The sequence below is a fragment of the Mycobacterium sp. E136 genome (assembly GCF_001666865.1).
Lineage (GTDB): Bacteria > Actinomycetota > Actinomycetes > Mycobacteriales > Mycobacteriaceae > Mycobacterium.
In genome coordinates, this window is the sequence record NZ_LZJE01000161.1 from 34,569 (window position 1) to 48,194 (window position 13,626).

A 13,626-nucleotide genomic window follows, 5' to 3' on the forward strand; every position below is an offset into this window, starting at 1 on the left:
GACTGGAGTCGTCCGATGACCGATCAGCCGCAACCCCCCGGGGACTATCCGCCCCCACCGCGTGGTGGCTATCCGCCACCGCCACAGGGTGACGGCACGCCGCCGACGGCGACGGGTTATCCATCTCCGGCACAACCGGTTCAAGCGCTGCCGAAAGAGGCTTACACGTCGTGGTTCACCCGCGTGCTGGCCTGGCTGGTCGACTCGATCCCGATCTTCATCCTCTGGGGTATCGGTTACGCGTTGCTGCTCGGCACTCAGGAAACCGCTTGCATCACCGACGTTTCCGATTACGAGCTCGGCGAGTTCTGCGCGACGGGCGCCTCGACGGTCGGCCAGCTCGCACTCACGATCACATCGATACTCGTTCTGGGGTACGTGATCTGGAACTACGGCTACCGCCAAGGCGTCACCGGCTCCAGCATCGGCAAGTCGATGCTGAGATTCAAGGTAGTTAGCGAAAAAACCGGTCAGCCAATCGGTTTCGGCATGTCAATCGTTCGCCAGCTGGCGCACATCGTGGACGCCGCGATCTGTTACATCGGGTATCTGTTCCCGCTGTGGGACGCCAAACGGCAGACCATTGCGGATAAACTCATCCACACCGTCTGCTTTCCGTTGTAAATCAACCGGGAAAGGTCACATGACTGATCAACCGCCCCCTCCGACAGGAAACAACCCGCCACCGCCGCCCGGTGGCTATCCACCTCCGCCTCCGCCGGGAGGTTATCCGCCGCCACCGCCTCCGGGGGGTTATCCGCCACCGGGGGTCGGTTATCGGCCGCCTCCGCCGGGCGGTTATCCGCCAGCAGGTGGCTACCCGCCGGCGGATGGGCCGGGATTCCCTGGGGCACAGCAGTACAGCGTCGGCGACGCGTTCTCGTGGGCGTGGGGCAAGTTCACTTCCAACGCCGCTGCGCTGATCGTTCCGACGCTGGTCTACGGTGTCATCGTCTCACTGCTGCAGGTGCTCTTCGGCGTGCTGTCGGCTGTCCTGGAACCCGAATCAACTAGTTATTCTTCTGATAGCGATGGCTTTTTCTTCTCATTCAACGTTTCGGGTCCCATTAGCCTCGCGGTCACCATTGTCGGTTGGCTGGTCTCCCTGGTGGTCGGCGGCATCATCCAATCCGCCTACTACAACGGCATATTGAGCGTCGCCAACGGCGAACGGGTGACCATCGGGTCGTTCTTCAAACCGCGCAACGTCGGTGCCGTCATCATCGCGAGCGTAATCGTCGGGTTGCTGACCTCGATCGGCTTCGCGCTGTGCTTCATCCCTGGGTTCATCGTGGCCATCTTCACGATGTTCACCGTGATCGCCCTGCTGGACCGAAACCTGTCGCCGATCGATGCCATAAAGACCAGCTTCGACATCGCGAAGAACAACTTCGGTCAGGTGCTGCTGACCTTCCTCGTGGTCGTCGCGGTCACGCTCGTCGGTGCGTTGCTCTGCGGTGTGGGCCTGCTCGTCGCGCTTCCGCTGAGCGCGCTGATCGAGGTCTACGCGTACCGCAAGCTCAGCGGTGGTCAGGTCGCCGAACTGAACCCGCAACCCCTGCCGCCGGGCCCGCCGCCGCAGGTTCCGCAGCAGTAGAACGGTTCATCGGAAGGCGCTGACACCGGTCAGCGCCTCTCCGATGACCAACTGGTGCACCTCCGACGTGCCCTCGTAGGTCAGCACCGACTCCAGGTTGTTCGCGTGCCGGATGACCGGGTACTCCAGGGTGATTCCGTTGGCACCCAACAGGGTTCGGCACTGCCGGGCGATCTGGATGGCCTCGCGGACGTTGTTGAGCTTGCCGAAGCTGACCTGCTCGGGCTTGATCCGCCCCTCGTCCTTGAGCCTGCCCAGGTGAAGCGCCAGAAGTTGAGCCTTCCCGAGTTCGACTGCCATGTCGGCGATCTTGGCCTGGGTCAGCTGATAGGCCGACAGCGGCTTGTCGAACACCTCGCGGGTGCCGACATAGTCCAGTGCGGCCTGCAGGCAGTCCCTGGCCGCACCGACGCTGCCGAACACGATCCCGAACCGGGCCTCCGACAGGCAGCTGAGCGGCCCGGACAACCCACGGGCCTCGGGCAGTTTCGCGTCGTCGGGCAGCCGGACATCGTCGAGGTGCAGCTCCGAGGTCACCGAGGCCCGCAGCGACAGCTTGTGCGTCATGTCGGTGGCCTCGAAACCGGGCGTGCCGGCCGGCACCAGGAAGCCGGCCACCCCGTCGTCGGTCTGCGCCCAGACGACCGCCACATCGGCGACCGAGCCGTTGGTGATCCACATCTTCGAACCGTTGAGGATCCAGTCGGACCCGTCGCGCTTGGCGTTCGTGCGCATGCCACCCGGGTTGGAGCCGAAGTCGGGTTCGGTCAGCCCGAAGCATCCGATCGCCTCGCCGGCGGCCATCGCGGGCAGCCACTGGTTGCGCTGCTCCTCGCTGCCCCAGCGGTGGATCGCGAACATCGCCAGCGAGCCCTGCACCGAGACCAGGCTGCGCAGCCCGCTGTCGACGGCCTCGAGTTCCTGGCACACCAGGCCGTAGGCCGTCGCGCTCGACCCGCCGCAGCCGTAACCGGTCAGGTGCATGCCGAGCAGGCCGAGCTTGCCGAGATCGGCGGCCAGTTCGCGGACCGGGACCTGACCGGTCTCGAACCATTCGGCGATGGACGGCCTCAGCCGTTGCTCGCCGAACCGGCGCACGGTCTGGCGCAGTTCGATGTCTTCGGGTGACAGCAGTGAATCCAGCTCGAGCATGTCCTCGAGGCGGGTCGCAGAGCTCATGGGACATGTCTACCCGGTCGGCGCGGCTCACAGTCGTGGCTAGGCTGAGCGGTGATGTCTGAGAAGCAAACGCACGGTCTGTCCGCTCGCGGCCTTTCCACGACGGCCATCCACGCCGTCCGCCCCGACCTGGCCACCGGTGCCGTCAACGCCCCGATCTACGCCAGCTCGACGTTCGCGCAGGACGGGGTCGGTGGGCTGCGCGGCGGTTACGAGTACGCCAGGACCGGCAACCCCACCCGCGCGGCGCTGGAGGCCTCCCTCGCCGCGGTGGAGTCGGCCGCCTACGGTCGCGCGTTCTCGTCGGGCATGGCCGCCACGGACTGCGCGCTGCGGGCGATCCTGCGACCAGGCGATCACGTCGTGATGCCCGACGACGCGTACGGCGGGACGTTCCGGCTGATCGACAAGGTCTTCACCAATTGGGGCATCGGCTACACGGCCGTCTCGCTCGCCGACCTCGACGCGGTGCGCGCCGCGGTCACGCCGAACACCCGGCTGATCCTGGTGGAGACGCCCACCAACCCGCTGCTCTCGATCGCCGACATCAGCGCGATCGCTCAGATCGGGGCGGACTCGAACGTCAAAGTGTTGGTGGACAACACGTTCGCCTCACCCGCGTTGCAGCAGCCGCTGCTGCTGGGCGCCGACATCGTGTTGCACTCCACCACCAAGTACATCGGCGGGCACTCCGACGTGGTGGGTGGGGCGCTGCTCACCAACGACGAGGAGCTCGACGCCGCATTCGCATTCCTGCAGAACGGCGCGGGTGCGGTGCCGGGCCCGTTCGACGCCTACCTCACGCTGCGCGGCCTGAAGACCCTGGTGATCCGGATGCAGCGGCACAGCGACAACGCGGCCGTCATCGCCGAGTTCCTCGACGGGCATCCGGCGATCGAGACCGTCCTCTATCCCGGCCTGCCCGGCCATCCCGGCCACGAGGTCGCGGCCAGGCAGATGACCGGGTTCGGCGGCATGATCTCCGTGCGGCTGCGCGGGGGGGCGGAGGCCGCGCGCAAGTTCTGTTCGCGCACAGAGGTTTTCATCCTCGCCGAGTCGCTGGGTGGTGTCGAGTCACTGATCGAGCACCCCGGCGCGATGACCCATGCTTCGACGGCCGGTTCCCAACTGGAGGTCCCCGACGATCTGGTGCGGTTGTCGGTCGGCATCGAGGACGTCGCTGATCTGCTCGCCGACCTCGAACAGGCGTTGAGCTAGCCGCTGCGCAGCGCCGGACGCAGCGCCGAGGCCGTGACCGCGAGGTTCATCTCGGGCAGCGCCGTCGGGGACTCGTCGACCCAACTGCCGAGCGCGATCTCGCCGGCGCGCGCGTGCACCCACCGCCACCCGCGGTCGTTGAGGCTCAGTAGTGCGCCCAGACCGTCGACCGCGTGCAGCAGCGAGATGATCGCCGCCGTGGACGGCGTCGGCGCGGTGCGATCGAACAGCGCCGACAACAGCGCCGAACGGGCCTGTCCCGCACGGTTGCGATTGGTCAGTGGCCAGGCGAAGTCGTGCCCGAACCGCTTGTCCGGCAACGGGACACGGCGGATCTGCCCGGTGCGTTCCAGGTGGCCGGCGAGTTGCCCTTCGGTGTGCTTGGCCAGCCGCTTGACCGCGGTCCGCGGACGCAGCGGGCGGCGTTGCAACAGCTCGAACGCCGGCTGGGTCACCGGATCCGGCGGGCCCGGCACCGACAACGCAATCAGGCGGCCCGGTTCGACCGGCTCGCCGTCGACCGAGGGCCGCACCCGGCACGCCAGGGCCAGATCGAGCAGCACCGCCGCGGCCAGCACCCGCTCACGCCGCCCACGATCGAGAACGGGCTGCGCGGACGCGTTGTCGAGCAGCAGCAGGAACAGGTCCTCGGCGATCTGCGCCATGAGCGGATGCTAAACCGCCCCCACCCCCGGACCCGAATTCAGCCGGAGGCCTCGGTCAGGCGTGGTAGGGCTCGGCCTCGAGCAGCTTCACCTTGACCGTGCTGCCGCTGGGCACCGTGTAGGTGCGCACGTCGCCGACCTTCGCGTCGATGAGCGCCTCGCCCAGCGGCGACTTCGGCGAGTACACCTCGAGCTTGCCGTCGCTGATGCCCTCCTGGCGGGTGGCGATCAGGAAGGTCTCGGTGTCGTTCTCGTCGTCGCCGTACTGCACCTTGACCACCGAGCCGGGCAGCGCGACACCGGATTGCTTGGGCGCTTCGCCGACCTTGGCATTGTTGAGCAGTTCCTGCAGCTGACGAATCCGGGCCTCCTGTTGGCCCTGCTCTTCGCGGGCGGCGTGGTATCCGCCGTTCTCGCGGAGGTCGCCCTCTTCGCGACGGTCGTTGATTTCAGCGGCGATGACGGGCCGGTTGGCGATCAGCTGGTCGAGCTCCGCCTTCAACCGGTCGAATGCCTCCTGCGTGAGCCAGGTGACCTGCGTATCGGTCATGTCGTCGCGCTCCTGTCTATTGCGTGTTCTCGCGCTCTTCTCGCGTAAGAAGTCTGGTGGTACGGCGCCGGGGCTTGACGTGTATTGCCGCGTCGGCGCGTTCGATCACAGCACCAAATGCAGCAATACACGGCTCCAGCAGGAACCGTGTACTCGCCCATGGTAGCACCGAAGGGTCAACCGGTTTTCACAAATTCGCAGTTCGCCGTTTGCTGGGCCGACGAATCACCGTGATCTCAAGGCGCCACGAGATAGGGCGGCACGTCGGCCCCGCAGCCGTAGATGTCGCCGATCACGGGCTGGCGGGTGGCCTTGACGGGCGCGGTCACTTGCACGGTCTGTTGCGTCGACGGCGGTATCAGTACCTCGCGCCGACCGGTCTCGGCGCCGTCGATGGACCGTGCCCGAACGATGCAGACGGCCGGTTGGGACGGGTCTTCCCGCGTGACGCTGATCGTCACCGACACCGTCCGGTCGTCGATCAGCTCGTATGCGCTCAGCTCACCCTTGACCGGCTCGCCTTCGAACCGGTCGAACGCGACGACGGCGATCGCCACACCCACGCCGAGGGCGAGCAGGGTCAAGCCGACGACGATCCAGCGGCGGCGGCCACGGGACAGCCGCTGACGCCCATAGCGTGCGGCGGGGCGATCGATCATCTAGTTTTCTATGCCCGTCGGTCGGATAGATCTACAGAACTGGAACTATAGGGACTACTGAAAAGTCTCCGCGGGTTGATATGGCCGGAGACGACAGCGCGATGGTAAGGCAGAGCAGGTTGAGCGAACTGCGGTTGATGGCGGTGCACGCCCACCCGGACGACGAGTCCAGCAAGGGCGCCGCCACGATGGCTCGGTACGTCGACGAGGGCGTCCGCGTGCTCGTCGTGACGCTCACCGGCGGCGAGCGCGGCGACATCCTCAACCCCGCCATGGACCTGCCCGAGGTCCACGGACGGATGGCCGAGATCCGCCGCGACGAGATGGCCAAGGCCGCCGAGATCCTCGGTGTCGAACACCACTGGCTCGGCTTCGTCGACTCCGGCCTGCCCGAAGGCGACCCGCCGCCACCGCTGCCGGAAGGTTGCCTCGGCGTGGTCCCGCTCGAGCAACCGGCAGAGGCGCTGGTCCGCGTCGTGCGCGAGTTCCGGCCGCACGTGATGACCACCTACGACGAGAACGGCGGCTACCCGCACCCCGACCACATCCGGTGCCACCAGGTGTCGATGGCTGCCTACGAGGCGGCCGGCGACCACCGCTTGTTCCCGGACGCCGGCGAGCCGTGGAACGTCCAGAAGCTGTACTACACCCACGGCTTCCTGCGGCAGCGCATGCAACTGCTGCAGGACGAGTTCGCCAAACACGGCGAGGTCGGGCCCTTCGACAAGTGGCTCAAGCACTGGGACCCCGACCACGACATCTTCGCCAAGCGGGTGACCACCCGCATCGAGTGCGCCAAGTACTTCGCCGTGCGCGACGACGCGCTGCGCGCGCATGCCACCCAGATCGACCCCAACGGAGACTTCTTCCGTGCCCCGATCGAGTGGCAGCAACGGCTCTGGCCCACCGAGGAGTTCGAGCTGGCCCGCTCCCGGGTGCCGGTGTCGCTGCCCGAGGACGACCTCTTCGCCGGGATCGAGGACCGATGAACCTGCTGCTCGCCGTCGGCATGCTGGCCCAGGACCCGCCACGGGACACCGGACCCGACTTCGGAAAGGCCAGCCCGATCGGCCTTCTGGTCGTCGTGCTGCTCCTGATCGGCACGTTCCTGCTGGTGTGGTCGATGAACCGGCAGCTGCGCAAGGTGCCGAAGTCGTTCGACGTGCAGGCGCCGGAGTCGGAGCAGATCGCCGAGCCGTCCGACGGAGCGCAGGCGCCGAGTGAATCGGAGGCGCCGCCCGACGGGACGAAGCGTGAGCCCGGGGGCTAACACCCTCGCGCGGGCCACCAGCCCGTATCTGCGCCAGCACGCCGGGAACCCGGTGCACTGGCGCGAATGGACGCCCGAGGCGCTGGCCGAGGCGGCCGCTCGTGACGTACCGATCCTGCTGTCGATCGGCTACGCGGCCTGCCATTGGTGCCACGTGATGGCTCACGAGTCGTTCGACGACGACGAGGTGGCCGCGGCGATGAACGACGCGTTCGTCTGCATCAAGGTCGACCGCGAGGAGCGGCCCGACCTCGACGCGGTGTACATGAACGCGACGGTCGCGCTGACGGGCCAGGGCGGCTGGCCGATGACCTGCTTCCTCACCCCGGACGGCAGGCCGTTCTTCTGCGGCACCTACTATCCGAAGCCGACGTTCCTCCAGTTGCTGGCCGCGGTGACCGACACCTGGCGCAACCGCCGCGGTGAAGTGGAGGAGGCGTCCGATCGGATCACCGAGGAGCTGCGGTCGATGGCGGCCGGCCTGCCCGGCGGGGGGCCGCCGCTGCAACCGGCCCTGTGCGACCACGCCGTCGCCGCGGTGCTGCAGGACGAGGACGTGGCCCGCGGCGGGTTCGCCACGAATCCCGCGGGCGCTCCGAAGTTTCCGCCGTCGGCGTTGCTCGAGGGACTGTTGCGCAACCACGAGCGCACCGGCGACATCATGCCGGCGGAGACCGTCGAGCGCACCTGCACGGCGATGGCCCGCGGCGGCATCTACGACCAGCTGGCCGGGGGTTTCGCGCGCTACAGCGTCGACGCGGCCTGGGTGGTCCCACACTTCGAGAAGATGCTGTACGACAACGCCCTGCTGTTGCGGGTGTACGCGCACTGGGCGCGGCGGACAGGAAATCCGTTGGCGCACAGGGTCGCCGCCGAGACCGCCACGTTCATGATCGACGAGCTCGGCGCCGACGACATGTTCACCTCGTCATTGGACGCCGACGCGGACGGGGTGGAGGGGCTGACCTATGTGTTCACCCCTGCGCAGCTGCGCGAGGTCCTCGGCTGCGACGACGGACGTTGGGCGGCAGAGCTTTTCGCGGTAAGCGACGAGGGCACCTTCGAGCGCGGCGCATCGGTGCTGCAGTTGCCGCGTGACCCCGAGGACCCGGAACGATTCGCCAGGGTGCGGGCGGCGTTGCTGGCTTCTCGGCTCACCCGGCCCCAACCGGGCCGCGACGACAAGATCGTCACCGCGTGGAACGGGCTGGCCATCACCGCGCTGGCAGAAGCCGCCGTCGCACTCGACCGGCCCGAATTCCTCGACGCCGCAACGCGATGCGCGCGGGCGATCTGCGACCTGCACGTGGTGGACGGCAGGCTCCGTCGGGCCAGCCTCGGCGGGCGGGTGGGCGACAGCACCGGAATCCTCGAGGACCACGGCGCGCTGGCCACCGGTCTGCTGACCGTTCACCAGATGACCGGCGATCCGCAGTGGCTGGAAGCGGCGACGACGCTGCTCGACATCGCGCTCGACCACTTCGCCAACCCGCAGCGCCCCGGCCGGTGGTTCGACACCGCCGACGACGCCGAGGCGTTGATGGTCCGCCCGGCCGACCCCCTCGACGGGGCGACGCCCTCGGGAGCGTCGCTGATCGCCGAGGCACTGCTCACCGCGGCGCACCTGGTACCGGCCGAACGGGCCGACCGCTACGCCGCGGCGGCCGACGCCACGCTGGCGGCGGCCACACCGATCCTGACCCGGCTGCCGCGTTCCGGAGGTCAGTGGCTCGCGGTCGCGGAGGCGGCGGTGCGCGGGCCCATCCAGATCGCGGTGGCGTGCGACTCGGCGCGGTCGGAGCTGTTGTCGGCCGCGCGGCGGCTCGCGCCGGGCGGGGCTGTCGTCGTCGGTGGTGCGGTGAACTCGTCCGAGCTGCTGACCGACCGCGATCGCGTCGACGGTGCCGACGCCGCCCACGTGTGCCGCGGCCGAACGTGCGACCTGCCGGTCACCACCGCACTGGAACTCGCTGCCGCACTGGGCGCGTCCGTGTAGCGTTCGGCGCATGCCGACGCCGGAAGACAACGCCAAGACCGTCACCCGCTACCTCGAGTTGGCCGCCCAGGGCAAGGCCGACGACATCGCCGAGCTGTACGCCGACGACGCCACTGTCGAGGATCCGGTCGGCGGTGAGGTGCACATCGGCCGCGAGGCGATCCGCGGGTTCTACGACGCGCTGCCCACGATGGGCGCCCAGGCCGACGTCGTCACGCTGCGCGCGCTCGGAAACGAGGTGGCGTTCTTCTGGTCGCTGACCATCGACCTCGGCGAGAACAAGATGCGCATCGAGATCATCAGCGTCATGACCTTCAACGAGGAGGGCAAGATCGCCTCGATGAAGGCCTACTGGACCCCGGAGAACGTCACCCAGCTCTAGGGAACGTCTAGAAGACGGCGAACCACATCGCGATGTAGTGGCAGATGGCCGCCACCGCGGTGCACGCGTGGAAGAACTCGTGGTGGCCGAACACCGTCGGCCACGGGTTGGGCCACTTGAGCGCGTAGAGCACGCCGCCGATGCTGTAGAGCGCGCCGCCGACGATCAACAACACCAGCGCGGCGACCCCCGCGCCGTGGGTGATCGGTCCGACGAACCAGGCCGCCACCCAGCCCAGCAGGATGTAGAGCGGCACGCCCACCCACCGCGGCGCCGACGGCCAGAAGCACTTGAGCAGCACGCCCGCGATCGCCCCGCCCCAGACGATCCAGAACAGCACCATGCCGTCGGTCTCCGGCAGGGCCAACAGGGCGAACGGCGTGTAGCTGCCCGCGATGAACACGAAGATCATCGAGTGGTCTAGTCGCTTCATCCACTTGCGGGCGGTCGGGGACTTCCAGTTGACCCGGTGGTAGGCGCCGCTGACGCTGAACATCGCCACGATGGTGAGCGTGTAGATCAGGGTCGCGATGCCCGCGCGCGTGGACTGCACCGACCAGGAGACCGACACCAGCGCGGCGCCGCAGATGGCGGCGATCACCGCCGCGTAGACGTGGATCCAGCCTCGGGCACGCGGTTTGTTGATGAAGTTGGCGACACCGTCGACGACGGCTTCCGGGAAGTCCTCCGGGCTGCTCTGCGGGTCGCGCGCCTTGTCGGAATCGGTCTCGTCGATGGATCGCGTCATGTCACCTCCACTAATGCCATGGGGGTTATCGAACCTCACAGTAGTCTGGATCTTCGTGGAGCTCATTCCCCCGCGCCTCAAAGAGCCGGCCTACCGGCTGTACGAGTTGCGGCTCCGCCAGGAGCTGGCGCGGGCCAAATCCCAACTGCCACGCCATATTGCCGTTTTGTGCGACGGCAACCGCCGCTGGGCGCGTGACCTTGGCCACGACGACGTCAGCGTGGGATACCGGATGGGCGCCAAGAAGATCGCCGAGATGCTGCGCTGGTGCCAGGAGATCGGCATCGAGATGGCGACGGTGTATCTGCTGTCGACGGAGAACCTGCAGCGCGCCCCGGACGAGCTGTCCCCGCTGATCGAGATCATCACCGACGTCGTCGAGGAGATCTGCGCGCCTGCCAACCACTGGAGCGTGCGCACGGTCGGCGATCTGGAGCTGATCGGCGAGGAACCGGCGCGCCGGCTGCGCGATGCGGTCGGGTCGACGCAGTCGGAGGCTCCTACCCACACTTTCCATGTCAACCTCGCCGTGGGCTACGGCGGCCGCCAGGAAATCGTCGACGCCGTGCGCCAACTGCTGTCCAAGGAGCTGGCCAACGGCAGCACCGGTGAACAGCTCATCGAGGCCGTCACCATCGACGCGATCTCGGAGAACCTCTACACCTCCGGCCAACCCGATCCCGACCTGGTCATCCGGACGTCGGGGGAGCAGCGGCTGTCGGGCTTCCTGTTGTGGCAGAGCGCCTATTCGGAGATGTGGTTCACCGAGGCGTACTGGCCCGCGTTCCGCCGGGTCGACTTTCTGCGCGCGCTGCGCGATTACACCGGCCGCCATCGCCGGTACGGAATGTGATGCCACACTGAGAACATGGCTGCGCTGTCGGCGGTGGTCTTCGCGCTCAGCTGGTGGTTGGGGCTCTATCTGCTGGCCCGCGACCCCCGAAAACCCGTGCTGGTTCTGGCCGCGATCGGGTTGACGAGCTTCGCGGCGGTGGTGGCGCTGGACGCCGTGCGCACGATCAGCGGCGCCGACGTGCTCGGCCGCATCGAGGTCTACCTCGTCGCCGTTCCCGGCATCGCATGGTTCGCGGTGCTCCTCGAGATGTCCCGGCCGCGTGACACCTGGCGCAGCCGCGCGGGTGAGCTCGGCTTGGTGGCGGCGGTCGCCGCGGCGGCGTTCGTCGGCGCCGCGATGGCTTCAAGCGTCGACGGTCCGCTGCGGACCGGGCATTGGGTGATGTTCGCGGCGGTGTCGCTGTCGTCGCTGGGAGCGCTTGTGCACGCGGTGATTCGCCGGTCGCAGCCGCGTCGGGTAGTCGGGTTCGTGGTGATCGCGACGTTGTTCTTCGCGCTGGGCAACGCGATCCTGGTGATCCCTCTGGGTCTGGTGCCGAGCTGGCTGGCGTTGGCGTCGACGGGGTTCGACGTGGCGCTGCTGGGTTTGGCGGTCGCGATCGGCGACGCGTTCGACGAGGGACAGGCGCTGCGCGCCGACATGTTGCGCTCGTTCGCGGCGACGACGGTGGTGGCGGTGTTGTTCGGCGGGCAGGCCCTGGTCGGGTTGGCGGTGACCGGCCACGACACCGCGCTGACCGTACTGCTGTTCACCAGCCTGGCGGTCGCGATCGCGATCAACGTGCTGGCCGACCCGTTGGCCGGCGCGCTCGACAGGTTGGCGTTCTCGCGGTCGCCGACCCTGCGCGCCGACCGCGCCGCGCTGCGCAGTACCGAGGCCGCGCTGCCGCTGCGTAAGGACAACCCGCTCGACGGCGTCGACGAGGAGGCGTTCGCCCGGCTGACCCGCCGCGCGCTGGGCCACTACGGCGATCTCTCGAAGCTGATCGCCAGCCCGCTGACCCGGTTGCCGATCATCGACGACCGGTTGGCGGCGCGCGGTGCACCCGATCAGCCGCTGGAACGCGCGACGGAACTCAAGGCGCTGCTGGCCGAGCGCATCGCCCGGCTCAAGCCGCGCGACGGCGGCGAGTTCGGCACAACCGAGGAGTGGCGCCACTACAACTCGCTGTACTTCCCGTACGTCGTCGGGGTGCGGGCCTACGCGCAGAACGCCACCGCCGCCGGGCTCGATCCCGTCGCCCGCCAGGCCTGGCAGTGGTTCGTCACCGAGGTGCCGCAACGGTCGCTGCACAACTGGCAGAACGCGGCGGCGCGGCTGATCGCCGCCGACCTGCGCGGCAACCTGGTCGCCGCGCGAAGCGACGCCTGAACCCGTGACCTGCGGTTGGCAGTAGCTGGCAGCGTTCTGCGTCGATCTGGCAGCGGGATCTGAGCAGTGTCGGTGCCATGACCACAGCAACCCGCCCGATCCGCGACACCGCCGACGACGGCGATGTCGGGACCGACTCCCTCCTGCGCTTCGCATTGCGCGCCGATGCGACCCTGTGCGGCGGCCTCGGGCTGATCATCGTGATGGCCGCCGATCCGCTCTCCCGAGTGAGCGGCCTGTCGGCCACCAGCGAGTGGATCGCCGGCGCAGCGCTCGTCGCCTACGGCCTCGCGCTGTTCCTGGGCGCCGCGGTGCCCGACGTTCGGCGCCTCGGCGTCGGCGTGCTCGCCGGCAACGTCGCGTTCGCGGTCGTCGTGAGCGCGGTGCTGGTGGCCGGCCTGCTGCCGCTGACCGAATTCGGCGTCGTGGGCATCGCCGCGTTCACCGTCGCGACCGTCGCGTTCGCGTGGGCTCAATACCTCGGGATCCGTCGCCTGACGTGATCCCCACATGACTGGTCCGGAGCCGCCGTCGTCAGAGGTTGCGGCGTCGGCTCCGGAACGGTCCCCTCACCCCACCAGAAAGGAAATACGATGACCGCTATCTCCACGCCAAGACTGCGCGAGTCCAACGACTCGTTCCTGCGTTTCGCATTACGGGCCGACGCGATCGCCAGCGGGCTGATGGGCCTGCGCAAGGACGCCGACCATTCGATCAACCGGTTGCGCCTGCGCAAGCTGTAACCGTCACCGATTGATGCGGCGGATTCCCTGGTATTGCAGTTCGGCCATCACCAACGTGTAGACGCCGGTCGCCAGGGTCAGCACGACTCCGGTGGTCGTCAGCGGGAAGACGTCGGCCAAGACGAACACGACGGTGGCGACGGTGTACGCCACGTTTCCGACAGCGATCACGATGCCGGTGGCTTTCACCGACGGCATGGCGGCGAATGCGAACACACCGATCGCAAACGCGATGAAGACAGCGCCCACCGCGTACTCGAATGCGACCGACGTCCCTGAGATCTCGGCCAGCCACCCCGCCAGCAAGACACCGGCCAGGCCCATCAGCCCGCTGGCGATCGCGTCGGCCCGTAATGCGAAACGCAGGAACGAGTCGTTGGACTCGCGCAGTC

The 13,626-nt window shown here is 68.1% G+C and carries 17 protein-coding genes; 11 read left to right on the forward strand and 6 right to left on the reverse strand.

Going from position 1 to position 13,626, the window contains the following annotated elements:
- Positions 1 to 15: 15 nt before the first annotated feature.
- A complete protein-coding gene (locus tag A5698_RS10735) occupies positions 16 to 624 on the forward strand; it encodes an RDD family protein (protein ID WP_068296226.1) in 609 nt (202 codons plus the stop codon).
- Between the two features lie 19 nt (positions 625 to 643).
- Positions 644 to 1,597: a DUF2189 domain-containing protein gene (locus A5698_RS10740; protein ID WP_068296229.1), complete on the forward strand. Its 954-nt coding sequence runs from the start codon at positions 644 to 646 to the stop codon at positions 1,595 to 1,597.
- Positions 1,598 to 1,603: 6 nt separating this feature from the next.
- Here the strand turns inward: A5698_RS10740 and A5698_RS10745 are convergent, their stop codons facing one another.
- Complete coding sequence (locus tag A5698_RS10745; protein WP_156670697.1) at positions 1,604 to 2,776, reverse strand: acyl-CoA dehydrogenase family protein; 1,173 nt, start codon at positions 2,774 to 2,776, stop codon at positions 1,604 to 1,606.
- 54 nt (positions 2,777 to 2,830) lie between these two features.
- On the opposite strand from A5698_RS10745, the gene A5698_RS10750 reads away from it, so the two are divergent.
- On the forward strand, positions 2,831 to 3,994 hold the full coding sequence (locus A5698_RS10750) for a cystathionine gamma-synthase (protein WP_068296232.1): 1,164 nt from the start codon (positions 2,831 to 2,833) through the stop codon (positions 3,992 to 3,994).
- On the opposite strand, the gene A5698_RS10755 is transcribed toward A5698_RS10750, so the two are convergent.
- The 3 genes from A5698_RS10755 to A5698_RS10765 form a co-directional block, all read right to left on the reverse strand.
- Positions 3,991 to 4,659 carry a GOLPH3/VPS74 family protein gene (locus A5698_RS10755; RefSeq protein ID WP_068296237.1) on the reverse strand — a complete coding sequence of 223 codons (669 nt, stop codon included), beginning with the start codon at positions 4,657 to 4,659 and terminating at the stop codon, positions 3,991 to 3,993. The two genes, A5698_RS10750 and A5698_RS10755, sit on opposite strands and share 4 nt — an antisense overlap.
- A gap of 55 nt (positions 4,660 to 4,714) precedes the next feature.
- Positions 4,715 to 5,209 (reverse strand): transcription elongation factor GreA, encoded by a 495-nt coding sequence (gene greA / locus A5698_RS10760; RefSeq protein WP_067290146.1) that lies wholly within the window; start codon positions 5,207 to 5,209, stop codon positions 4,715 to 4,717.
- A 236-nt stretch (positions 5,210 to 5,445) separates the two neighbouring features.
- Positions 5,446 to 5,868 (reverse strand): DUF4307 domain-containing protein, encoded by a 423-nt coding sequence (locus A5698_RS10765; protein WP_068296240.1) that lies wholly within the window; start codon positions 5,866 to 5,868, stop codon positions 5,446 to 5,448.
- A gap of 119 nt (positions 5,869 to 5,987) precedes the next feature.
- Here A5698_RS10765 and mca point away from each other — a divergent pair, with 119 nt between their 5' ends.
- The 4 genes from mca to A5698_RS10785 are packed head-to-tail and all read left to right on the forward strand — an operon-like array spanning position 5,988 to position 9,516.
- Positions 5,988 to 6,857 (forward strand): mycothiol conjugate amidase Mca, encoded by an 870-nt coding sequence (mca, locus tag A5698_RS10770; protein WP_067089569.1) that lies wholly within the window; start codon positions 5,988 to 5,990, stop codon positions 6,855 to 6,857.
- A complete protein-coding gene (locus A5698_RS10775; RefSeq protein ID WP_068296243.1) occupies positions 6,854 to 7,138 on the forward strand; it encodes a hypothetical protein in 285 nt (94 codons plus the stop codon). Before mca ends, A5698_RS10775 begins: the two co-directional genes overlap by 4 nt.
- A complete protein-coding gene (locus tag A5698_RS10780) occupies positions 7,122 to 9,134 on the forward strand; it encodes a thioredoxin domain-containing protein (RefSeq protein WP_068296246.1) in 2,013 nt (670 codons plus the stop codon). Before A5698_RS10775 ends, A5698_RS10780 begins: the two co-directional genes overlap by 17 nt.
- Positions 9,135 to 9,144: 10 nt before the next feature.
- On the forward strand, positions 9,145 to 9,516 hold the full coding sequence (locus A5698_RS10785; protein ID WP_068296249.1) for a nuclear transport factor 2 family protein: 372 nt from the start codon (positions 9,145 to 9,147) through the stop codon (positions 9,514 to 9,516).
- A gap of 7 nt (positions 9,517 to 9,523) precedes the next feature.
- On the opposite strand, the gene trhA is transcribed toward A5698_RS10785, so the two are convergent.
- On the reverse strand, positions 9,524 to 10,264 hold the full coding sequence (trhA, locus tag A5698_RS10790) for a PAQR family membrane homeostasis protein TrhA (protein WP_068296253.1): 741 nt from the start codon (positions 10,262 to 10,264) through the stop codon (positions 9,524 to 9,526).
- A gap of 55 nt (positions 10,265 to 10,319) precedes the next feature.
- Here trhA and A5698_RS10795 point away from each other — a divergent pair, with 55 nt between their 5' ends.
- The 4 genes from A5698_RS10795 to A5698_RS28570 all read left to right on the forward strand — a co-directional run bounded on the left by A5698_RS10795 (position 10,320) and on the right by A5698_RS28570 (position 13,234).
- The gene (locus A5698_RS10795; protein ID WP_067089140.1) at positions 10,320 to 11,117 is read left to right on the forward strand and encodes a (2Z,6E)-farnesyl diphosphate synthase; all 798 of its coding nucleotides are present in this window, start codon (positions 10,320 to 10,322) and stop codon (positions 11,115 to 11,117) included.
- Between the two features lie 15 nt (positions 11,118 to 11,132).
- On the forward strand, positions 11,133 to 12,491 hold the full coding sequence (locus tag A5698_RS10800; protein ID WP_068296255.1) for a hypothetical protein: 1,359 nt from the start codon (positions 11,133 to 11,135) through the stop codon (positions 12,489 to 12,491).
- 77 nt (positions 12,492 to 12,568) lie between these two features.
- The gene (locus A5698_RS10805) at positions 12,569 to 12,994 is read left to right on the forward strand and encodes a hypothetical protein (protein WP_068296258.1); all 426 of its coding nucleotides are present in this window, start codon (positions 12,569 to 12,571) and stop codon (positions 12,992 to 12,994) included.
- 90 nt (positions 12,995 to 13,084) lie between these two features.
- Positions 13,085 to 13,234 carry a hypothetical protein gene (locus tag A5698_RS28570; protein ID WP_156670698.1) on the forward strand — a complete coding sequence of 50 codons (150 nt, stop codon included), beginning with the start codon at positions 13,085 to 13,087 and terminating at the stop codon, positions 13,232 to 13,234.
- Between the two features lie 3 nt (positions 13,235 to 13,237).
- On the opposite strand, the gene A5698_RS28950 is transcribed toward A5698_RS28570, so the two are convergent.
- A complete protein-coding gene (locus tag A5698_RS28950) occupies positions 13,238 to 13,624 on the reverse strand; it encodes a hypothetical protein (RefSeq protein ID WP_068294205.1) in 387 nt (128 codons plus the stop codon).
- Positions 13,625 to 13,626 lie beyond the last annotated feature (2 nt).